20 protein-coding genes are annotated in these 20,127 nt (G+C 60.8%); 11 read left to right on the top strand and 9 right to left on the bottom strand.

Features of this window, described 5'->3' with window-relative positions; translation table 11 throughout:
- The first annotated feature begins 97 nt into the window (after nt 1-97).
- The 6 genes from yghU to ACUN8C_RS11405 all read left to right on the top strand — a co-directional run bounded on the left by yghU (nt 98) and on the right by ACUN8C_RS11405 (nt 6,738).
- Nucleotides 98-964, top strand: coding sequence for a glutathione-dependent disulfide-bond oxidoreductase (yghU, locus tag ACUN8C_RS11430; protein ID WP_445619330.1), 867 nt, complete (start codon nt 98-100; stop codon nt 962-964).
- Between the two features lie 169 nt (nt 965-1,133).
- A complete protein-coding gene (hemG, locus tag ACUN8C_RS11425) occupies nt 1,134-2,528 on the top strand; it encodes a protoporphyrinogen oxidase (RefSeq protein ID WP_445619329.1) in 1,395 nt (464 codons plus the stop codon).
- Nucleotides 2,529-2,608: 80 nt separating this feature from the next.
- Nucleotides 2,609-3,370, top strand: coding sequence for an alpha/beta hydrolase family protein (locus ACUN8C_RS11420; protein WP_445619328.1), 762 nt, complete (start codon nt 2,609-2,611; stop codon nt 3,368-3,370).
- A gap of 94 nt (nt 3,371-3,464) precedes the next feature.
- Nucleotides 3,465-4,742, top strand: a complete 1,278-nt coding sequence (locus ACUN8C_RS11415) for a dicarboxylate/amino acid:cation symporter (protein WP_445619327.1) — start codon at nt 3,465-3,467, stop codon at nt 4,740-4,742.
- The gene (gene solA, locus ACUN8C_RS11410) at nt 4,739-5,902 is read left to right on the top strand and encodes an N-methyl-L-tryptophan oxidase (protein ID WP_445619326.1); all 1,164 of its coding nucleotides are present in this window, start codon (nt 4,739-4,741) and stop codon (nt 5,900-5,902) included. Before ACUN8C_RS11415 ends, solA begins: the two co-directional genes overlap by 4 nt.
- On the top strand, nt 5,899-6,738 hold the full coding sequence (locus ACUN8C_RS11405; protein WP_445619325.1) for a putative RNA methyltransferase: 840 nt from the start codon (nt 5,899-5,901) through the stop codon (nt 6,736-6,738). The genes solA and ACUN8C_RS11405 overlap by 4 nt, the downstream gene beginning before the upstream one ends.
- A gap of 109 nt (nt 6,739-6,847) precedes the next feature.
- On the opposite strand, the gene cyoD is transcribed toward ACUN8C_RS11405, so the two are convergent.
- Genes cyoD through ACUN8C_RS11385 form a run of 4 tightly spaced genes read right to left on the bottom strand, consistent with a single transcriptional unit; the run spans nt 6,848 to nt 10,882 of the window.
- Nucleotides 6,848-7,195: a cytochrome o ubiquinol oxidase subunit IV gene (cyoD, locus tag ACUN8C_RS11400; protein ID WP_445619324.1), complete on the bottom strand. Its 348-nt coding sequence runs from the start codon at nt 7,193-7,195 to the stop codon at nt 6,848-6,850.
- Nucleotides 7,192-7,836: a cytochrome c oxidase subunit 3 gene (locus ACUN8C_RS11395; RefSeq protein WP_445619323.1), complete on the bottom strand. Its 645-nt coding sequence runs from the start codon at nt 7,834-7,836 to the stop codon at nt 7,192-7,194. The genes cyoD and ACUN8C_RS11395 overlap by 4 nt, the downstream gene beginning before the upstream one ends.
- Nucleotides 7,833-9,938: a cbb3-type cytochrome c oxidase subunit I gene (locus ACUN8C_RS11390; protein WP_445619322.1), complete on the bottom strand. Its 2,106-nt coding sequence runs from the start codon at nt 9,936-9,938 to the stop codon at nt 7,833-7,835. Before ACUN8C_RS11390 ends, ACUN8C_RS11395 begins: the two co-directional genes overlap by 4 nt.
- Nucleotides 9,935-10,882: a ubiquinol oxidase subunit II gene (locus ACUN8C_RS11385; protein WP_445619321.1), complete on the bottom strand. Its 948-nt coding sequence runs from the start codon at nt 10,880-10,882 to the stop codon at nt 9,935-9,937. The genes ACUN8C_RS11390 and ACUN8C_RS11385 overlap by 4 nt, the downstream gene beginning before the upstream one ends.
- 261 nt (nt 10,883-11,143) lie before the next feature.
- Between ACUN8C_RS11385 and ACUN8C_RS11380 the strand changes: the two genes are divergently transcribed.
- Nucleotides 11,144-11,662, top strand: coding sequence for a nucleoside deaminase (locus ACUN8C_RS11380; protein ID WP_445619320.1), 519 nt, complete (start codon nt 11,144-11,146; stop codon nt 11,660-11,662).
- On the opposite strand, the gene yejK is transcribed toward ACUN8C_RS11380, so the two are convergent.
- Complete coding sequence (gene yejK, locus ACUN8C_RS11375) at nt 11,659-12,657, bottom strand: nucleoid-associated protein YejK (RefSeq protein WP_445619319.1); 999 nt, start codon at nt 12,655-12,657, stop codon at nt 11,659-11,661. The genes ACUN8C_RS11380 and yejK overlap by 4 nt on opposite strands.
- Nucleotides 12,658-12,760: 103 nt before the next feature.
- On the opposite strand from yejK, the gene ACUN8C_RS11370 reads away from it, so the two are divergent.
- The gene (locus tag ACUN8C_RS11370) at nt 12,761-13,234 is read left to right on the top strand and encodes a GNAT family N-acetyltransferase (RefSeq protein ID WP_445619318.1); all 474 of its coding nucleotides are present in this window, start codon (nt 12,761-12,763) and stop codon (nt 13,232-13,234) included.
- Here the strand turns inward: ACUN8C_RS11370 and ACUN8C_RS11365 are convergent.
- A complete protein-coding gene (locus tag ACUN8C_RS11365) occupies nt 13,197-13,373 on the bottom strand; it encodes a hypothetical protein (protein WP_445619317.1) in 177 nt (58 codons plus the stop codon). The genes ACUN8C_RS11370 and ACUN8C_RS11365 overlap by 38 nt on opposite strands.
- Before the next feature lie 231 nt (nt 13,374-13,604).
- Between ACUN8C_RS11365 and ACUN8C_RS11360 the strand changes: the two genes are divergently transcribed.
- Entirely contained in the window at nt 13,605-14,195 is a 591-nt protein-coding gene (locus ACUN8C_RS11360) for a BPSL1445 family SYLF domain-containing lipoprotein (protein WP_445619316.1), read from the top strand.
- Between the two features lie 95 nt (nt 14,196-14,290).
- On the opposite strand, the gene ACUN8C_RS11355 is transcribed toward ACUN8C_RS11360, so the two are convergent.
- Entirely contained in the window at nt 14,291-15,019 is a 729-nt protein-coding gene (locus tag ACUN8C_RS11355) for a YebC/PmpR family DNA-binding transcriptional regulator (RefSeq protein WP_445619315.1), read from the bottom strand.
- A 210-nt stretch (nt 15,020-15,229) separates the two neighbouring features.
- Between ACUN8C_RS11355 and dbpA the strand changes: the two genes are divergently transcribed.
- Both dbpA and ACUN8C_RS11345 read left to right on the top strand, forming a co-directional pair.
- Nucleotides 15,230-16,636, top strand: a complete 1,407-nt coding sequence (gene dbpA, locus ACUN8C_RS11350) for an ATP-dependent RNA helicase DbpA (protein WP_445619314.1) — start codon at nt 15,230-15,232, stop codon at nt 16,634-16,636.
- A gap of 99 nt (nt 16,637-16,735) precedes the next feature.
- Nucleotides 16,736-17,608, top strand: coding sequence for a PA4780 family RIO1-like protein kinase (locus ACUN8C_RS11345; protein ID WP_108842556.1), 873 nt, complete (start codon nt 16,736-16,738; stop codon nt 17,606-17,608).
- Here the strand turns inward: ACUN8C_RS11345 and ACUN8C_RS11340 are convergent.
- Nucleotides 17,598-19,520, bottom strand: coding sequence for a putative bifunctional diguanylate cyclase/phosphodiesterase (locus ACUN8C_RS11340; RefSeq protein ID WP_445619313.1), 1,923 nt, complete (start codon nt 19,518-19,520; stop codon nt 17,598-17,600). The genes ACUN8C_RS11345 and ACUN8C_RS11340 overlap by 11 nt on opposite strands.
- Nucleotides 19,520-20,053, bottom strand: coding sequence for a heme NO-binding domain-containing protein (locus ACUN8C_RS11335; protein WP_445619312.1), 534 nt, complete (start codon nt 20,051-20,053; stop codon nt 19,520-19,522). The genes ACUN8C_RS11340 and ACUN8C_RS11335 overlap by 1 nt, the downstream gene beginning before the upstream one ends.
- Between the last annotated feature and the right edge of the window lie 74 nt (nt 20,054-20,127).

Genomic DNA, 20,127 nt, shown 5'->3' with positions numbered 1-20,127 from the left:
CACAGGATTCAGGGTCGATGCCTTTTCGTTAACAGGCTATCTTTTCTCCTGACGCCGGGTGTCAGACGCCCACATGCAAGCGACAAGGAAATGATTCATGAGTGATCAGCAATACACACCGCCCGCTGTGTGGGAACCGAAAGAGAGCGGTGGCAAGTTTGCCAGCATCAATCGTCCGGTGGCCGGGCCCACCCATGACAAGACGCTGTCGGTCGGCAAGCATCCGTTTCAGCTCTATTCGCTGGCCACGCCCAACGGTGTGAAAGCCTCCGTCATGCTCGAGGAGCTGCTGGCGCTGGGGCACGAGGGCGCCGAGTACGATGCGTGGCTGATCAACATCGGTGAGGGCGATCAGTTCGGCAGCGGGTTTGTCGAGCTCAACCCGAACTCCAAGATTCCGGCGCTGGCTGACCACACCACCGAGCCGCCCACGCGCGTGTTCGAGTCCGGCTCGATTCTGCTGTATCTGGCCGAGAAGTTCGGTGAGCTACTGCCAAAAGAGCATGTGGCACGCACCGAGACCATGAACTGGCTGTTCTGGCAGATGGGCAGTGCGCCGTTTCTGGGCGGCGGCTTCGGTCACTTCTACGCCTACGCACCGGTGAAGCTTGAATACCCGATCGACCGCTACGCCATGGAAACCAAGCGCCAGCTCGACGTGCTCGACCGCCATCTGGCAGAGAACACGTACATGGCCGGCAGCGAGTACACCATTGCCGACATCGCCATCTGGTCCTGGTATGGTCAGCTGGTGCTGGGCCGTTTGTATGACGCCGCCGAGTTTCTGCAGGTGGAAAGCTATGAGCACGTGATGCGCTGGGCCAAAGAGATCGATGCCCGCCCGGCAGTACAGCGTGGCCGCATGGTCAATCGTACCTTCGGCGAGCCGGAGACCCAGCTTCATGAGCGCCATGATGCCAGCGACTTCGATACGAAGACGCAGGACAAAATTGGTCAGAGCTGATCGTCTCTGATGTTGAGCGCAAAAGCCCGGCCTCGTGCCGGGCTTTTTAATGCTGCCAGTGCTCGGACACGCTCCGGTGGCGATGTGTCGCGTGCCGGATGCCGCGGCGCTGCGTATGCTGGTTTGATCAGCACGTCATGACCGGATGAATCAGGCAGGGGAGGCATCAATGGAAGAGGGCAGCGTGAAGGGCGATATTCATGATGTGGTCGTGGTGGGCGGCGGCGCCACAGGCCTTGCCTGCGCGCGGGTGCTGGCCAAAGGCGGTAAACGGGTCGCGCTGCTGGAGCGCGAATCGAGGGTCGGGGGCAATATCAGCACCCGGTGTGACGGTGGCTGGCAGACCGAGATCGGCCCCAATACGCTGATCATGAAGCCGCCACTGTATCGACTGCTCGAGGAGATGGATCTGCTGGGCGAGGCGCAGTCGGCCAATCCGGACGCCCAAAAGCGTTTCGTGGCGATGGATGGCGCCCCGGTGGCGTTGCCGACCCACCCGCTGCGGTCGCTGAACAATGCCCTGATCGGGCGTGAGGGCTGGTCACAGATCGTGCGCGAGCCTTTCGTCAAAAAAAGCCGTGGCGCGGAGGAGAGTCTGGCCGGATTCGTCGAGCGCCGCCTGGGCCGACGGGTGCTGGAGCGCATGGTCGATCCCTTTGTGTCGGGCGTCTATGCCGGTGATCCGCAAAGGCTCTCGGCACAGGCCGCAATGCCTCGGCTGGTGGCGATCGAGCAGGAATATGGCTCGCTGATTCGCGGCGGCCTGACGAAGCTATGGCAATCGCGCAGCGCACCATCCGAGCTCCCCGCCGAGTGGCGCGGCAAGCTGGTGAGCTTCCCGACAGGGCTTGAACGCCTGGCCGAGCGGCTTGGAGAAGAGATCAAGACCCATGGCGGCGAGATCATCTGTGACTGCGATATTGTCTCGCTCGAGAAGACAGAGGATCACTGGCAGGTGACCGACAGCACCGGGCGATGCTTTCGCACGCGTGAGCTGGTGCTGGCCGTCTCGGCGCCCGTGGTGGTGACATTGCTGGCGCCGCTGGATGCGTCACTGACCGTGCCCCTTGAGGAGATCGCCTATCCGCCGGTCAACGCCGTCGCCCTGGGCTTTCGTCGTGAGGATGTTACCCACGCCCTCGATGGCTTTGGCGTTCTGATTCCGAGCATTGAAAAACGCCGCACGCTGGGTGCGCTGTTTTCCTCGACGATCTTTGAAGGCCGCGCCCCGGACGGACACTGCCTGATCAACGCCTTTATCGGCGGCCGACGCCAGCCCGAGGCCGCTGAAGGCAGCGATGCCGAGCAGGTCAGGCAGGTGCTTTACGACCTGCGTGATCTACTCGGCATTCGTGGTGATCCGGTCTGGCAGCAGGTCAGCCGCTGGCCGCGGGCCATTCCGCAGTATGAGCTGGGCCATCTGGATCGCATCAAGCGCCTGGATGCCGCGCTGGCACGCCATGAAGGGCTATCACTGGTGGGCAACTGGCGCGATGGTATTGCGGTGGGGGATTGCCTGGAAAACGGCAGAAAGCTGGGTGAGCGTCTGGCCGCGGAAGGTTGATCGATTTTCATCACCGCGTTTGGCAGGCCATGGCGGACCGTGCCGGGTGGTGATGCTTGAACAGGAGGGAGCGTTTGATCATGTCACCTGCCATTGTTCGTCGTGCGTTGCCGGGCTGGGGGACCACCTATGGGCCGCCCGGGGACGAGCCGTTTCCGGCCGTCATGGTACTGCACGGCTCTGAAGGCGCCTGGTCGGGCTGGAGTCATCGCCATGCGGTGATGCTGGCCGCCCATGGTTTTCTGGCCTTTCCGCTAGGGTTCTCTGTCGGGGGCAATGCCTGGAACGCCGGCCAGATCATTGAAGTGCCGCTTGAGCGAACGGTGGCGGCCCTGCAGGCGCTGCGCGGCTTTGCCTTCACGGGTCAAGGGGTAGGGCTTTATGGGGCCTCGAGAGGCGCCGAGCATGCACTGCTGGTGGCATCATTAATGGCCAGAGACAGTATTGAGGGCCTCCCCGATAGCCTGGCAGCGCATGCACCCCCGGATGTGGTTTGCGGTGGGTTCGATGCCCGCACTTTTCGCGACAGCGGCGATCCGGGCTGGCAGGCCTGGGATGGCGCGCAGCGCGCCTGGTCATGGCAGGGCAGCAGTGAGGGCCTTTTGCCCACCACGCCGATCGAGATCGAACGCTACGACGGGCCGCTTTTTTTAAGCCATGGCACGGCAGATATCATGTGGTCGGTCGCCATGACTCGCCGGCTGGAGGCGCGTCTCAAGCGGCATGGGCGCACGCCCGAGGTGGTCTACATGCAGGGAGAAGGGCATATCCCCAGTGATGAGGCCGAAAATGACTGGTATGCCCGTTTGATGACCTTTTTTGCCCGCACGTTAATGGCATAATCCCCGCCCAGAGCAAAGCGGCTGCCAGTCCAGCCGCGCCCGGCGCCCGTTCGGCGCTGTGATCGAGGTTGTTTCCCGTCTTCAAGGATGTCTGATGAAAACCCTGTTTCGCGCCTATCTCAAGGCCTCCCTGATCCTGCGCGTGACGCTGGCGCTGGTGCTGGGCGTGGTCGCCGGCCTGTTCGGCGGTGAGTACGTCACCTGGCTTTCGCCACTTGGCGATCTGCTGCTGCGCCTTTTGCAGTTTCTGATCGTGCCCATCGTGCTGTTTACGCTGATGGTCGGCATCAACCAGGCCGACGTGGGCAGCATGGGTCGCATCGGGCGCAAGGTGCTGCTGTATTACGTGGTGACCACGGCGCTGGCCATCGTGGTGGGGCTTGCAGTCGCCACACTGTTCAACCCGGGTCAGGGCCTGACGCTGGACACCAGTGCCACCGTCAGCGTGCCGGAAAATCCGGGGCTGGTGCAGGTGCTGTTGAACATCGTGCCCAGCAACATCGTCTCGGCCTTTGCCGAGCCCAATCTGATGGGCATCATTTTCACCGCCGTGGTGTTTGGTCTGGCGCTGTTGTTCATGCGCACCAGCGATGCCCAGCGCGAGATGGGTGATCACCTCTATCGCCTGCTGGAAGGGCTCAACGCCGTCACCATGAAGGTGATGGCGGGGGTGTTGCATGTCGTCCCGATCGGCGTGTTCGCGATCGTAGCCAACACGGTCAGCCAGCAGGGGCTTGAAACCATCCTGTCGCTGGGCGACATGGTGATGGTGCTCTACATCGCGCTCGGCGTGCATCTGCTGGTCTACTGCGTGTTGATGAAGCTTTTTGGCGTGCGCCTGTGGGATTTCTTTCGCGAGGCGCGCACGCCCATGGCAACGGCCTTTGCCACCCAGAGCAGCTCCGGCGTGCTGCCGCTGAGCCTTAACGCCGCCAGTCGCATGGGGCTGCCGCAGTCGCTGTATGGTTTCAGCCTGCCGCTGGGCGCGACCATCAACATGGACGGCGCGGCGATTCGGATCGCCATTTCGGCGGTGTTTGCCGCCAACGTGATGGGCACGCCGCTGGATATCGCCACCATGGCGCAGATCGTGTTGATCGGGACGCTGATCTCCATTGGTACGGCCGGGGTGCCGGGCGCGGGCATCGTCATGATCGCGACCGTTTTCTCCCAGGTCGGTTTGCCGATCGAGACCGTCGCGCTTCTGACTTCAATCGATGCATTGGTGGGCATGGGCTGTACCGCGCTTAACGTGACCGGTGACCTGGCGGGTACGGCGCTGATTGCGCGCACCGAGCGCGAGGGTCGCAGTCGTTTCGGGCCATCGGCAAAGGCTCCCGTCGACTCCGCCAAAAGGGAGCCTCGCCTGTGACCATCCCGACCACGGACTATCTGATCATCGGCGCCGGCAGCATGGGGCTGGCCACCGCCGACTGGCTGGCCCGCCACAGTGAGGCCAGCGTGCAGCTGCTGGATGCCCACAGCCCGCCCCATGAGCACGGCGCCCATCACGGCGAAACGCGCCTGTTGCGTCAGGCCTACGGCGAGGGCAGCAGCTACGTGCCGCTGGCCCGGCGCGCGCTCGAGCTCTGGAAGCAGCTGGAAGCGGAAAGTGGCGAGACGCTTTTTCTGCCCACCGGCGTGGTCAACGTCGGCCCTCCGGGTGCGCCCTTTATCGCGCAGGTCGAGGCCAGTGCGCGCCAGCATGGTCTGGCGCTTGATAGTCTTCCGGGCGACCAGCTCGCTCGCCGTTGGCCCGGCTGGGCGCTGGATGACACCCTGCACGGCTGTTTCGAGCATGAGGCCGGCGTGATGTTTGTGGAGCGCATTCTCAAATGCTGGCGTGCCCGCGTTGAGCAAAACCCGAAGGTGTCGCTGGCCACCGGGGCGCAGGTCATTCGTCTTGAGGGCGGTGAGCAGGGCGGCTGGATAGCGGTCTGTGCCGATGGCCGCCGCTTTGCCGCCGAGCGCGTGCTGCTCTCCAGTGGTCAGCACATCGCGCCGCTGATGGCTGGGCTCGGGGTGGAGCTGCCGCTCACGCGAGTGCGCAAGACCTTTGGCTGGTATGAGGGTGATACACGCTACGCGCAGGGTCACTTTCCGGGCTTTAGCCTGACCACGCCATCAAACGCCATCTATTACGGCTTTCCCGATATCGAGGGCGCCGGCTTCAAGATGGGCCGTCACGACAGCGGCCAGCCGCTTGAACCCGGTGAAGCAATGGCGGCCTTCGGCGAGCATGAGGACGATGTCCGCGAGCTTCAGCAGGTGGTGGATCGCTACTTCCCGGGCATTGGTGCGCTGCGTCACGGGGCGGTGTGCCAGTACATTCGCACCCCCGATGAACACTTTTTGATCGATGAGCCGCTGCCGGGGCTGATTGTGGCCGGAGGGTTTTCCGGCCATGGCTTCAAGTTTGCCAGCGCACTGGGCGAGGCACTGGGAATCTGGATTGATCAGCAGCGCCGCCTGCCGGAGCTGGCCCTGTTTGGTCTGGCGAGATTTTCATCGCTGGAGGGGAGCGCCCAATGACGATCGCACCGTTTACGTCACTGATCTGTCCGCTGGATCACGAACCGCTGTCGCGGACCTCAACGAGCTGGTGCTGTCCGCAGGGCCATACCTTTGATGTATCGCGTCAGGGCCACGTCAATCTGCTGCCGGTGCAGAAAAAGCGCTCCCTTGATCCGGGTGACAGCAAGGCCATGATCGCCGCGCGGCGGCGCTTTCTGGAGGCCGGGCACTATCAGGGCATTGCCGAGGCCGTCAGCCGTCAGGTGCTGTCCCGTGGTTCTGCGCATCAGGCGCTGGCCGTGCTGGATGCCGGTTGCGGCGAGGGCTATTACCTGCGCGAGCTGGCCGGTATCGAGTCTGCTCGCAGGCTGTCACTGCTGGGACTGGATATCTCCAAGTGGGCGGTTCAGGCCGCCGCCGGGCGCGATCGGCGCATGGGGTGGGTGGTGGGCAGCAACGCCGCACTGCCGGTACCGGATCAAAGCCTTGATGTGGTGCTGTGCATGTTTGGTTTCCCGACGCCTGCCGAGTTCGCTCGGGTGCTCAAGCCCGGCGGTCTGCTGCTGGAGGTCGAGGCCGGCCCTGACCATCTGATTGAGCTGCGGGAAATCATCTATCCGACGCTCAAGGCCCCCCGCGAGCCGCGTCAGGCGCCCGAGCCCGGGTTTAAAACCGATACGGTCGAGACCGTGCGCTATGCCCGCACGCTGAATAGTCGTGAGCAGATTCTTGATCTGCTGGTGATGACGCCGCATCTCTACCGCGCCACTGCCGAGGGGCGGGCGAAGGCCGAGGCGCTTGCCCATCTGGATGTCACGGTCGAGGTGCAGCTCACCGGCAGTCTGCGCCTGTAGGGCTCACCCGTGTCTGAAAGGTTGCCTTTCAAAAAGACGCGCGCCCGGTCATGACCGGGCGCGCGTTGACGCTTTGAGGGCACTCAAGCCTGCATTTAATGATCCTGTCTCAGGGCATCATGCCCGGCAGCATGCGCTGATAGAGATCAAACAGGATCCACAGCGTGCCGCCGCACAGAATCACCAGAATCAGCACGGTAAAAAGGATCAAGAGCAGATCCTCGCGCTTGTTTCTGGCCAGCGTAATGTGCATGAAAAAGCGCAGATGCACGACCACCTGGGCCAGCGCGCAGACGCCAATCGTGATCCAGAGCGTCAGGCGCTCGATCTCGGTAAGGGCCACCAGGGCAAAGGGGGTCAGCGTCAGCACCAGTGCCAGCAAAAAGCCCCACAGATAGCTGCGCTGCTCGGCCTTGCACTCTCGGGTCTGCTGTTTGTTGAGGGGACGCGCGCTCATGACAGCCCTCCCAGATAGACCAGTGAAAAGATGCCGATCCAGACGATGTCCAGAAAGTGCCACAGGATCGCCAGACGCAGAATGCCGGTTTTGACCGGCGCATCCAGACCATGTACGGCCATCTGACCCAGCAGCGCCAGAAGCCATATACAGGCCCCGGTGACGTGCAGGCCATGCAGCGGCACCAGCGAGAAAAACGCTGACAGATACCCGCTGCGCGAGGGCACTCCGCCCTTGTCGAACATGGTGTGAAAGTCTTTCAGCTCGAAAAACAGAAAGGCCACGCCCAGCAGCAGGGTGACCACCAGCCAGAAGACCAGCCGGGTCTTGTCTTCACGGTACTTGAGCGCCAGTGAGGCCATGCCGAAGGTAAAGCTGCTGGTCAGCAACAGCATGGTTTCGATAAAGGCGCTTTTCATCTCGAAAAGCGCTTTGGGGCCCGGGCCGCCGGCCGTGCCACCGAGCATGGTGACGTAGGTGGCAAAAAGCAGGCCGAAGATGATCAGATCGCTCATCATGAACACCCAGAAGCCGAACACCATCTCTTCGCGGGTGTCCTCCTCCTGAGCGTGGGCCGCCCCCAGATTGAGACCGGGGTGACGACTATTGCCTTCCAGAGAGTGTGTGTTGCGTGAACTCATTGCACAGCGCCCTCGATCGGTGGCACGGGTAGGCCGTGGTTGGCGGTAGACTGTTCCTGTGAGCGCTTGATGGGTGTGGTGCGCCTGACCTGTTCCAGCCAGTGCTCATGAGTACGCTGCACCTCGGAAGCCGAAATGGTCCGGGTCGTCTGGCGGACAAAGCCGCGTGCGATGACGGCGACAAGCGTTAAAAGCCCGGCGCCGATGACCAGCCACCACATGTACCAGACCAGTCCAAAGGTCATGGCAAGACCGGTCACGGCCACCACAACCCCGAGCGCGCTATTGGCCGGCATGTCGATATCCTCATACCTGTCCGGCGCCTGCCAGCCCTGACCGCGGTCCTTCTCGGTCATGAAGGCATCGATGCTGTAGATCTCGGGCAGCACCGGGAAGTTGTATTCCGGCGGCGGTGCAGAGACGGCCCATTCAAGCGTTCGGCCATCCCAGGGGTCGCCGGCGAAAACGTTGTTGGCATGGCGGTCGCGAATGCTCACCCACAGCTGGATCAAAAGACACAGCAGGGCACACAGAATCACCAGGGCGCCGATACCGGCGGTGATCATCCAGGGCAGGTACTGCGGTTCGAAATATGCCACCGAGCGCCGCGGCATGCCCATCAGTCCCAGCACGTAAAGCGGGAAGAAGGCCAGCATGAAGCCGATGATCCAGCAAAAGGCGGCCCGATACCCCCAGCGCTCTTCCAGACGAAATCCGAAGGCCTTGGGAAACCAGAAGTTGGTGGCACTGAGCATGCCGAACAATAGCCCCGGGATCAGCATGTTGTGAAAGTGGGCGACCAGAAACAGCGAGTTGTGCACCTGATAGTCCACGCTGGGCGTGGCCAGAATGATGCCGGTCATGCCGCCCAGCACGAACAGCATGATAAAGCCGATGGCATAGACCATGGGGACCGAGAGCCGTATGCGTCCGCGGTACATGGTCAGCATCCAGTCATAGACTTTAACGCCCGTGGGGATACCGATCAGCATGGTGGCGATACCAAAGGCGGCATTGATGTGCGCGCTCTGGCCCATGGTGAAAAAGTGATGCAGCCAGACGGTGAATGAGAGCACCGCAATGCACATGGTGGCGATCACCAGAATCCTGTAGCCGTAGATGCGCTTGCCCGAGAAGGTCGCAAAGACCTCGGAGAAGATGCCAAAGGGCGGCAGGATCAGGATATAGACCTCGGGATGGCCAAACGCCCAGAACAGGTTGACGTAGTTCATCATGTTACCGCCCAGGTCGGTGGTGAACATGTGAAAGTCCAGATAGCGGTCCAGCGCCAGCAGGCCGGTGGCGACCGTCAGCGGCGGCATGCCAAAGATCATCAGAATCGCGGTGCACAGCGCCGTCCAGGTAAACAGCGGCATGCGAAAGAGCGTCATGCCCGGGGCGCGTTTCTTGAAGATGGTGACGGCAAAATTGATGCCGGTCAGCGTCGAGGACAGCGTGGAAAGCGTGACCGCCCAGATCCAGTAATCCACCCCGGCGCCCGGGTTATAGGAGAGCTCGGTAAAGGGCGGGTAGCCGGTCCAGCCACCGATGGAAAAGGGCGCCAGTACCAGCGAGATCATGACCAGCGCGGCCCCGGCAGCCGTGAGCCCCAGACTCACCTGATTCAGGACCGGGAAGGAGAGATCCCGTGCACCGATCTGCAGCGGCATCACATAGTTGATGATGCCGGTCAGAAACGGCATGGCCATGAAAAAGACCATGATGGTGCCGTGGGTGGTGAACAGCTCACCGAAGTGTTCGGCGGTCAGGAAGCCGCCATCAAGGCCCACCGCCTGCTGGGCGCGCATGAACACGGCCTCGATGATGGCGCGTGCCAGCATGACCAGGGCAATCACGATGAACATGATGCCGATCTTTTTGTGATCGGGGCTGGTGAACCACTCCGACCACAGGTATTTCCACTTGCCCAGCCAGGTCACCACCACTATGGCGGCAAGCGCGCCCAGCACGACCATGCCGGCGGCGCCGGTAGCGATGACGCCATTGATGACCGTCATGGGCGAATGGTCGTGCAGCATGCTCCAGAAGGGCAGCGCGTCCCAGCCGAGCCGGCCGAATATCGAACTCATTGCATCACTCACGGTTGCGCCTCCTTGCGCTCATGGGAAGACGATGGGTGATCGGAGGAAGAGGCGGTGTCATGATCCGATGGCGCCCCGATGACGCTGGTGCGCGTGGTACCCTGCTGGGGTGGGGGGATCGTCATGGCAGACCAGTCGATCGGCGAGCCCGCCATGATGGTATGGAAAAGGCCGTCCGGCACCGTCGAAAAGCAAATGACGGCGTCGCTGTCATCGGTATCCAGCCCAAGGGCGCGGGCCACATCACGATTGTCACCCTTTTGCGCGATGATTCTGTAGACGCTCTGGTCCAGCGGCTGACCCTGCTGACGCGTGCGCTTCACAAAGTCGTCAAAGGCGTCACCGTCCACGGCGCGGGTGACAAAGCGCTGGCGATGAAACCCTTCGCCGTTGTACTGCATGTTCTTGCCTTCAAAACGTCCGGGATGGTCTGCCTTGAGATGCAGGCGTGTCACCATGCGGTTCATGACATCGATCTGGCTGCCCAGCGCGGGGATAAAAAACGACTGCAGGACCGTGGCCGAGGTCAGCTCAAAGGAGATCGGGCGATTCACCGGCACGACCAGCTGGCCCATGGTGGCAATGCCCTGATCGGGGTAGATGAACAGCCACTTCCAGTCATAGCCCACCACCTGTATCTCAAGCGGCGGCTGGTCACCGGCAATCGGGCGATAGGGATCGAGTTCGTGGGTCTGGCGCCAGATATAGCTGCCCAGAATGGCGACGATCAGTATCGGTACTGCCCACATGATGATGTCCAGCCAGCGCGACATGTACCATTTGGGGCGATAGACCGCATGACCGCGGTAGCGATAGCGCCACAGGATCAGCGGCGTCTGTATGATGACCGGGATCACCACGATCATGACCAGCGCGATGATGACCCAGAAATGGTGACGCTGAGCCTCGGCAATCGGCCCCTGCGGGTTCATGAAGCCGGGCATGTTCGCACTGCAGCCTGACAGCAATATCAGCGAAACAAACAGGGGGGACAGTCTGTTTCGATGTAACGGATGTTTTTCTTGTCCTGTCACGGACATATCTCCTCGATCCCTGATGCGAGATAGTTCGGTATGGCTTGACGACGCTCGTGTCCGGGGCCTCACTATAGACAGACATTGTCACTTAATCATTGCTGAAATTTACAATCGGGCATTTTTGGCCCGACTCGACATGTCGCAATCCTGGGGAAGGAAGTGGATTCAATGATCAATGAAGAGGCCGGTGCGCATCTGAAGCGCTGTGTAACGCTGGCGCGCGAGGCCCTTGAGGCCGGCGATGATCCCTTTGGCAGTGTGCTGGTCGATGGCAGCGGCCAGGTGTTGTGCGAGGCGCGCAATCGCGTGGTCACCAGAGAGGCTACCGAACATCCCGAGCTTGTACTGGCGCGCTGGGCAGCCGCCAACATGACCGTTGAGGCGCGTGCGAAGGCTACGGTCTATACCTCCGGTGAGCACTGTCCGATGTGTGCCGCGGCACATGCCTGGGCAGGGCTGGGGCGCATCGTCTTTATCAGCTCATCAGAGCAGTTAAGCGAGTGGCTGGTGCAGCTCAAGGCACCGGCGTCCCCGGTGCGCATGCTGCCCATTCAGGACGTAGCACCCGGGATAGTGGTAGAGGGGCCGGTGACGTCGCTGGTCGACGCCGTCAGGGAATTGCATGAAAAGCGCCATCGAGTGACCGGCAAAAGAGTGCTGCCGATCACCGGATCTTTCGAGCGTTAACTGCGCTTGTCGAGCAGCTGCTCTTTTAACTTGTCGGGCACCTTTTTAATGATCAGTCGGTCCTGAGCCTCGTTGTACTCGATGCTGTCGCCGAGCAGGTGAGAGTCAAAGCTGATCGACATGCCGCCGGCGCGGCCGGTGAAGCGGCGAAACTGCTGCAGGGTGCGCTTGTCCGGCGGGATCTCGGGAGAGAGGCCATAGTCCTTGTTGCGGATATAGTCATAAAAAGCGTCGGGGCGCTCGTCATCCACCAGGCTCGAAAACGCTTCAAGCGTGATCGATTCGCCTCTTTTTGACTGATCGCTGGCGTAGTCGATCACGGCGTCAGTCTTCTCGCGGCTTTGCGATTCATCCATCGACTCGTTTTCAACGTAGTCACTGAAGGCCTTGAGCAGGGTGCGGGTTTCGCTGGTGGCGTCCACGCCCTCGGTGCAGCCCAGAAGCGCCTGAAAATCCTCGCTGAGCTTTTTGCCGCCGCGGTCGCGGGTAAAGGCAATATATTGTTTTGACTGGCCCGCCTGCCACTGGGTCAGATCAATGCGCACGGCCAGCGTCATCTGGCTCAGATTGAGCTGGCGGCCGGTCGTGACGTTGCGATGTTCATCAAGCGTGAAGCCCTCCCGATAATGCAGCAGCGCTACGGTCAGAAACTCTGCCTCACCCTGGCGTGCGTGAACAAACAGCAGCGGCCCACCGGTGGACAGATGTTCATCGATCAGCGCGCGAAAGCGCTCGGCACCCTTCTGGGTGAACGCGACAAAATCGAGGTTGCCGGCCAGATACTCTCCCAGAGCATGGGCAAACGCCCCTGATTCATCGGCGCCGTTGAAATGGCCCCAGCCCTTGGTCTTGCCGTTGAAGGTGGCATTGAACTGGTTGAGCAGCGCATCCATTGCTTCCGAGCCAGCCATGGGCGCCGGTGCAGGATTCAGGGTCGTGCTCTGGTCATCAGCGGATTTGTCTAGGTAATGGACGATGCTTTGAACAATCGGCATGACAGTCATCCGGCAGAAAATGTGGCGCGATGATACCGCGCCAGACCCTTCAGGGGCAGGGTCATGGCTTGAGGCCGGTGACGCAGGGCGTCATGATGACCGCATGATAATGTCTCCTGTACGTGATTACCGCCGTGAAGATTTCAACGCCCTGATGGCCCTCTATGAGCGCAGCAAGGGCGATGAGTTTCGCTTTGAATCGGGCTTCCCCGAGCGCTTTTCGGTTATACCGTTACCTTTGGACGAAACACGTTTGAAGGCGTTTGGTAAATCCGAGGCACTGGTGGTAGAGGCTGAAAATAAAGAAGGTCTTGCCGGAGTGATCTACTGGCAGACGCCTCGCATCGTGGGGCTGCTGGTGGATCCGGACTCGCGTGGCGCGGGGCTGGGTCGGGCATTGATGGCGGCGGTACTGGCCCGGATGGGGGAGACCGCCACTCTGGAGGTGGTGGCCTCCAATGCACCGGCCATCACACTTTATGAGTCATTGAGCTTTCAACGCGCCGGCCAGCGCGAAGGTTTCTATCAGGGTGTGCCGGTCACGGTGCTTGTGATGCGACGTGGCCCTGCAGGCTGATGTCGCCCTGAGCCTGGCGGTGCATCGGCGCGTAATGCCCTTCAGCGGCACTGGAAGATGAATGACCGCCAGCGAAGATCATGCCGTAGATCAGAAAAGCAGCACAGGCCATCGCAAGGCATTTGTCTGTCAGCATCATGAGGGTAGGGCTCCCGATGTCGAGTCATGTTCCAGGTCCTGACTAAACTGCAGCGATCTCGTGACCGTTTAATGACAGTGCCGATCGGAAAAAAGCGTGTTTGCACGAGCATTTTTCACGGAAGCCGGCTAATGCGGCGTTTCTGGTCTATAACTCAACGGTAGTGCGACACATTTAATGCCACAGTAAGATTTCTGCTCGGTGTGTTCTTCCATGGAAGGAGATCAATTCATGTCACGTTTTTCCCGTTTCAATCGTACCGGTGCCCTGATGCTTGCCGCCGTGCTGGGCGCCACAACGCTGTCTGCCTGTACCACCACCAGCCCGTCCGACCGCCAGAGCCAGACGGCGCAGCGTGCAGAGCTTGATCAGAGCGTGCAGGAAACCCTTGATCGTCTCTACCGTACGGCGCCTCAGGCACGCAGTCTGGTGCAGCAGTCGAAGGGGGTGTTGGTGTTCCCGGGCGTACTGGGGGCAAGTTTCGTGTTCGGCGCCAGCCACGGCGAAGGGCAGCTGCTGATCGATGGTGCTGATGCCGGCTACTACACCACTACCAGCGGTTCGGTCGGCTTTCAGGCCGGTGCCCAGTCGCAGGCGATTGTTTATCTCCTGATGAGTGAAGGCGCCCTCAATCGTGTTCGCAGTGACAATGGCTGGTCGATCGGCGCCAATGCCGGGGTCGCCGTGGCCGATGTCGGTGCCAATGGTCAGATCACCAACAATACCGCCAATCAGGAAGTGGTCGCCTTTGTCATGAACAATCAGGGCATACAGGGCGGGGTGTCGCTTGAGGGCGCGAAGATTTCCAAGGTAGGCCGTTAGGCTCAGGCTTCATGAGCGGGCTTTTGCCCGCCATTTGAGCATGAAAAAACCCACCGTCTGGTGGGTTTTTTTCATGCACGGCCCGGGGCACTGGGTCAGGCGTTTTCGGGAAACTCTGCGTTATGGAAGACGTTTTGCACGTCGTCCAGATCGTTGAGCATGCCCAGAAACTTCTCGAGATGGGCGACGTCCTCTCCTTCGACCGGGGTGCTGGTCTGGGGCACGAACTGAATTTCGTCAGTGTCGAACTCCATCTCGCCGAAGGCGTCCAGCAGCGCCTGCTTGGCTTTGGCATACTCGGTGTGTGGGGCAAAGACCGTGAGTCTGCCGTCCTCGTTTTCGATGTCGGTCACATCGACGTCGGCTTCCATCAGCGCTTCAAGCACGGCATCTTCATCCTCGCCCTTGAAGACGAAAATGGCGCTATGATCGAACATGTGACTGACGCTGCCGGGCGTGCCGATCTTGGACTTTGTCTTGGTGAAACAGCCGCGCACGTCACCGAAGGTGCGGTTGGGATTGTCGGTCAGACAGTCGACGATCACCATGCAGTTGCCGGGACCAAAACCCTCGTAGCGTGCCGGTGAAAAGTCTTCACCGCCTGCACCGCTGGCCTTGTCGAGCGCCTTGTCGATCACGTGTGACGGCACCTGATCCTTTTTGGCCCGCTCGATCAGACCGCGCAGCGTCAGGTTGCCCGAGGGGTCCGTGCCGCCCGACTTGGCGCAGACGTAGATTTCGCGTCCATACTTGCTGTAGACCTTGGTCTTGGCGTCGGCCGTTTTGGCCATGGATTCCTTGCGGTTCTGGAAAGCCCTGCCCATATCGAATTCCGTTCCTTGATTACCATTATGTGACGATTTTACTTTAACCCTGCGGGGAGCGAATAGCGTTATTTGAAACGATCCGTGTCGGCCCCTGAAAGTAAGCGTCTCACGGATATTGCGCATCGGCTCTGTTATGCTGCGCGCCCTGCACCCATTGCCTGGCATGACGGGCAGTCCCTTCTTTACAGCCTACAAGGATTTGTCTTCATGTCGAACGATGTTCCAGGCGCTGCGACCGATTTCGCTTCGCTGGCCCTGCCGCCGGCGCTTTCGGATAACCTGGCAACGCTTGGCTATCACACCATGACCCCGATTCAGGCCGAAAGTCTGCCGCTGATGCTGGCCGGGCGGGACGTGATCGGCCGCGGGCGGACCGGGTCCGGCAAGACAGCGGCGTTCGGGCTTGGCCTGTTGGCGCGTCTGGATGTGAAACGTTTTTGCGTGCAGACCCTGGTGCTGTGTCCGACGCGCGAACTGGCCGATCAGGTCGGTGAAGAGATTCGGCGTCTGGCCCGCGGCTGTCACAACATCAAGGTGCTGACCCTGTGCGGCGGCGTGCCGATCGGGCCGCAGCGCGAATCACTGTTTCACGGCGCGCACATCATTGTGGGCACACCCGGTCGGGTCGATGACCACCTGCGTCGCGGTTCACTGAGCCTTGAAGCACTGAACGTGCTGGTGCTGGATGAAGCCGATCGCATGCTCGACATGGGCTTCCAGGACGCGCTGGATGCCATTATCGAGGTGACGCCGCAACACCGTCAGACGCTGCTGTTCAGCGCGACGTGGAGTGAAGCACTGGCTCCGGTCGCCGGCAGGGTCATGAAGGATCCCATCACCATCGAGGTGGATACCGATCACGACGAGCAGAGCATCCATCAGCATTTTTACGCCGTCGAGGATGACGCGATGCGCCTTGAAGCGTTAAGGCGCCTGTTGCTCAAGTATCGTCCGACCTCAAGCGTTGTGTTTTGCAACACCCGCCGCGAGGTGCAGGCCGTAAGTGATGCGCTCAACGATCATGGCTTTGATGCTGCCGCGCTTCATGGTGACATGGAGCAGCGTGACCGCGACCGCACCCTGATTCTGCTGGCCAACGGCAGCATTTCGGTGCTGGTGGCCACCGATGTGGCGGCGCGCGGGCTGGATATCGAGGCGCTGGATGCGGTATTCAACTATCAGCTGGCTCATGACATGGAAACGCATGTTCACCGGGTCGGACGTACCGGCCGCGCCGGCGGGCAGGGCGCTGCCCATAGTCTGGTCGGTGAGCGTGAGCGAGCGCGGCTCTCGCTTTATGAAGCGCAACAGGGAAGCAGCATCACGCTTGAGGCGCTGCCGGAAGCCAGCGTACTGTCGCGTACGCCCTTTAGACCCATGATGGCGACGTTGATGATCGATGCCGGCAAAAAACAAAAGATTCGCCCGGGCGATATCGTGGGCGCACTGACCGGTGACGCCGGTATCGATGCCGCTCAGGTCGGCAAAATCAAGGTGCTGGAGCGCAATGCCTGGGTGGCCGTGCATCGCGACGTGGCGGATGCCGCGCTGGCTCATTTGAACAACGGTCGCCTCAAGGGGCGCAGCTTTCGAGCCCGCCGGATATCGCGTTGATCCCCCGATATCAGGTACGGATCATGTACGTTGTGTGCCGATACGGTCATCATGACCACTGTGCCAGACTGTCATGACAGGAGTGAACAAAGAGGTCGCATGAAAATTCCCAAACGATTGCAGCCACTGGTAGATGATGGGCTGATTGATGACATCGTGTTTCAGCTGCAAAGTGGCAAGGAAGCCCAGGTCTATGTGGTGCGCTGTGGCAGTGAACTGCGCTGTGCCAAGATCTTCAAGGAGGCCAGCCAGCGCAGCTTCAAGCAGGCCGTGCAGTATCAGGAAGGGCGCCAGGTGCGTAACAGCCGCAGAGCCCGTGCCATGTCCAAGAAAACCCGCTATGGCCAGCGCGAGCAGGAGTCGGCCTGGCTCAATGCCGAGGTAGACGCCCTGTATCGGCTCTCCGATGCCGGCGTGCGCGTGCCCGAGCCGCATGGTTTTGTCGACGGCGTACTGCTCATGGAGATGATCGTTGATGGCGAGGGTGACCCCGCCCCACGGCTCGATGACGTCAAGCTCGATGAGGCGCAGGCCATCGAATATCACCACCGGATCGTGGTCGATGTGGCGCGCATGCTGTGTGCCGGACTGGTTCACGGTGATCTGTCGGAATTCAACGTTCTGGTCGGGCGTGAAGGGCCGGTGATCATCGATCTGCCGCAGGCCGTCGATGCAGCCGGCAACAACAACGCCTCGCGGATGCTGCTGCGTGACGTCGACAACATGCGTCGCAGCTTCGGCCGCTATGCCCCGTCGCTTTTAAACACCGACTACGGTCTGGAAATCTGGTCACTCTATGAAGCCGGCGAGCTTTATCCCGACTATCCGCTGACCGGCACCTTCGACCGCGACAGTGCCAGCGTGGATGTCAGTGATCTGCTGGAAGTCATCGAGGACGTGCGCGAAGAAGAGCAGGAGCGCCAGCGTCGCGAGCAGGAGCAGGACGAAGAAGACCGGGACATCAGCCAGTAATCGAGGCCTTGAAGGGAGGGGGTGGCGTTGCGCTCGACTGCAACAGTGACGTCATGGCCTCCTCGCTGAGCGGACGGCTGAAATGATACCCCTGCAGACAGTGCGCGCCGAGCTCGCACATGATATGTGCGACCTCGGCCGTCTCGATTCCTTCTGCGGTCACATCAAGCCCGCAGGCCTGTGCGATCTGAATGATGGCCCGCACGATCGTGATGTCCCGCCCCGAGTGCGCCTCGGCCAGCTTGATCACAAAGCTCTTGTCGATCTTGAGAATATCCAGCGGCATCCACTGCAGATAGCTCAGTGCGCTGTAGCCGGTGCCAAAGTCATCAAGCGCCAGCCTGACCCCCAGCGCTCGTAGCCGCGCCAGTCGCTCGAGGACCGGTTTCTCGGCCCGGATATAGAGACTCTCCGTAATTTCCAGAATGAGACAGCTGGCCGGCAGGCCGCTTTTTTCCAGTGCATGGGTCACATGGTTGACGAAGGCTTCTTCACGCAGCTGAAGCGGTGACACGTTGACCGAAATGTTTTGAAAGCCGTCATGTTCACGTCGCCACCGCGCGGCGGTATGGATGACGTCATGCAGCATCTGCCGGCCTACCTCACGAATCAGCCCCTGCTCTTCCATATAGGGAATGAATTCGGCAGGGCCCGGTGCATCGGGGGCCTGCCAACGCAGCAGCGCCTCGGCGCCGACGATCTGGTGATCACGCGACACAATGGGCTGAAAGAACGCTACGAACTCTCGCTGCGCCACGGCCTGGCGTACGCGCAGGGCAAGCTGCTTGCGCCGCTCGAGCTGCTCGGCAATCTCTGCATCAAAGCGGCGCAGGCTGGTGCTGCCTTCCTCGCGGGCATGGCTCAGGGCAGTATCGGCGGCGTAAAACAGGGCGTGTCCATCGCTGGCATCGTCGGGGTAGACGGCAAGGCCGGCACTGAAGCTCGGCTCGATGCGAAAGTGATCCAGCATCAGAGGCTGTTGCAGATCAAACAGCAGATCCCGGACGACCATGTCGGCATGGGCGACATCGATCAGGGGCAGCAGCAGTACGAACTCATCGCTGCCCAGACGCGCCACGCTGCGACTCAACGGTTCACTTTCCAGACGACGCGCAATCTCGAACAGATAACGGTCGGCGATTTCATGGCCGTGCTCTTCGTTGATTTCTCCAAACCCGTCCAGGTCGAGATACAAAAGCGCCAGCGGTTGCGTATCAATGGTGATGGTTTCGAGATCACGAAAGAACGCGGCCCGGTTCAGGGCGCCGGTCAGGACATCCCGCCAGGCCATGCGCTCGATGGCCTGACGGTCACGTTCACTCTTGTAGACGTGAGACAGCTCGCGTACCAGAGCCAGCACCATCTCCTGACTGAAGGCCGCGTCGTCGTCTTCCAGATAGGAGAAAAGCTCCACCGCACCCATGCACTGTTCCCCGATGCCAATGCCGCAGAGAAAGCGCCGTGGCATGTTCTCCGGCCAGCGTTTTTCGTGCGTGATGCGCTCATCGGTTCTGAACTCGAGCGGACTGGCCCTCTCAAGCCATACCCGTGCCGAGGCGGTCAGGCTGTCTCCCGGTCGGGTCAGCGGATTTTCCCCTTCACACAGGGCAGACACACGTACCGGCGGGGTGATGTTGTCAAAGGGCTTGTAGACAACGCGGCAATAACGCCAGACGGTGTGTTTCAAAAGCGCCTTCAGGGCCTCCTGAGTGGCCTGACGAAGGCGCATGCTGCCGTGCGTCTGTGTGGCGACCTGTGAGATGGCATGAAGCTTTAACTTCTCGCGATACAGGCGGCGTGTGCTGGTTTCGGCCACCTGTTCGGCATCATGGCGCGCCTGGCGCTCACGGGCGAGCTGCCTTTTCAGGCGTTCGATGGTGTCAGTCAGGCTTTCGGGGCGTGGTGTTTTCATCAGATCGTTATGCGAAAAAGGCAGTGCTCATCACCGCGATGGCGACACTGTATATGGTCGATGTCCACGGTTTCGTTGAAATAATCGCTGCAGCCCTGCATGAGCCCGTGAGCAAGACTGCACATACCGCGTGCCGAGCAATATTCCATCACCATGCTGTGGCTGGAGACCTCATGATAATGAAAGACCGGCACGCTGGCATCGGGATGAAACCTGACCACCTCGGGGTGGATGACATTATTGAGTGCCTTGAGCATCGAAAACGTCGTGCTGAAACGCTCAAGCAGTCCCGGATAAATTCCGCCAAGTCGCGGCAGCATTTCCCGCCCCAGCCACTGAAGGCAGGCCTGCGGTGTCATGGCCAGCTGATGACTGGCGGCATTGACCAGCGCCAACATGTCATGATCGGCGTAGTTGCCAAGCGATGACCAGGCGCCGCTGACCCGAGCATTTTCAAGCATCTCCTCCCAGGTACACTCATCAAACCGGGTGACGATGATGTCGTTGAACATGTTGAAAATGATGCCTTTCACGTCCTGACTCCCTCCCTGCATGGCCATCCATGCCAGATCATGCGCTGTCTGTCCCCTTTATCGGCCAACCATGG

This window comes from Kushneria sp. Sum13 (genome assembly GCF_052692355.1).
This window is presented reverse-complemented; position numbering and strand designations above follow the sequence as displayed.

Bases quoted from the DNA above. Each gene is read 5' to 3' on its own strand.
- yghU (WP_445619330.1), top strand. From the start codon at position 98: ATGAGTGATCAGCAATACACACCGCCCGCTGTGTGGGAACCGAAAGAG.
- hemG (WP_445619329.1), top strand. From the start codon at position 1,134: ATGGAAGAGGGCAGCGTGAAGGGCGATATTCATGATGTGGTCGTGGTG.
- ACUN8C_RS11420 (WP_445619328.1), top strand. From the start codon at position 2,609: ATGTCACCTGCCATTGTTCGTCGTGCGTTGCCGGGCTGGGGGACCACC.
- ACUN8C_RS11415 (WP_445619327.1), top strand. From the start codon at position 3,465: ATGAAAACCCTGTTTCGCGCCTATCTCAAGGCCTCCCTGATCCTGCGC.
- ACUN8C_RS11405 (WP_445619325.1), top strand. From the start codon at position 5,899: ATGACGATCGCACCGTTTACGTCACTGATCTGTCCGCTGGATCACGAA.
- cyoD (WP_445619324.1), bottom strand. From the start codon at position 7,195: ATGAGCGCGCGTCCCCTCAACAAACAGCAGACCCGAGAGTGCAAGGCC.
- ACUN8C_RS11395 (WP_445619323.1), bottom strand. From the start codon at position 7,836: ATGAGTTCACGCAACACACACTCTCTGGAAGGCAATAGTCGTCACCCC.
- ACUN8C_RS11385 (WP_445619321.1), bottom strand. From the start codon at position 10,882: ATGCCCGGCTTCATGAACCCGCAGGGGCCGATTGCCGAGGCTCAGCGT.
- ACUN8C_RS11380 (WP_445619320.1), top strand. From the start codon at position 11,144: ATGATCAATGAAGAGGCCGGTGCGCATCTGAAGCGCTGTGTAACGCTG.
- yejK (WP_445619319.1), bottom strand. From the start codon at position 12,657: ATGCCGATTGTTCAAAGCATCGTCCATTACCTAGACAAATCCGCTGAT.
- ACUN8C_RS11370 (WP_445619318.1), top strand. From the start codon at position 12,761: ATGATAATGTCTCCTGTACGTGATTACCGCCGTGAAGATTTCAACGCC.
- ACUN8C_RS11365 (WP_445619317.1), bottom strand. From the start codon at position 13,373: ATGATGCTGACAGACAAATGCCTTGCGATGGCCTGTGCTGCTTTTCTG.
- ACUN8C_RS11360 (WP_445619316.1), top strand. From the start codon at position 13,605: ATGTCACGTTTTTCCCGTTTCAATCGTACCGGTGCCCTGATGCTTGCC.
- ACUN8C_RS11355 (WP_445619315.1), bottom strand. From the start codon at position 15,019: ATGGGCAGGGCTTTCCAGAACCGCAAGGAATCCATGGCCAAAACGGCC.
- dbpA (WP_445619314.1), top strand. From the start codon at position 15,230: ATGTCGAACGATGTTCCAGGCGCTGCGACCGATTTCGCTTCGCTGGCC.
- ACUN8C_RS11345 (WP_108842556.1), top strand. From the start codon at position 16,736: ATGAAAATTCCCAAACGATTGCAGCCACTGGTAGATGATGGGCTGATT.
- ACUN8C_RS11340 (WP_445619313.1), bottom strand. From the start codon at position 19,520: ATGAAAACACCACGCCCCGAAAGCCTGACTGACACCATCGAACGCCTG.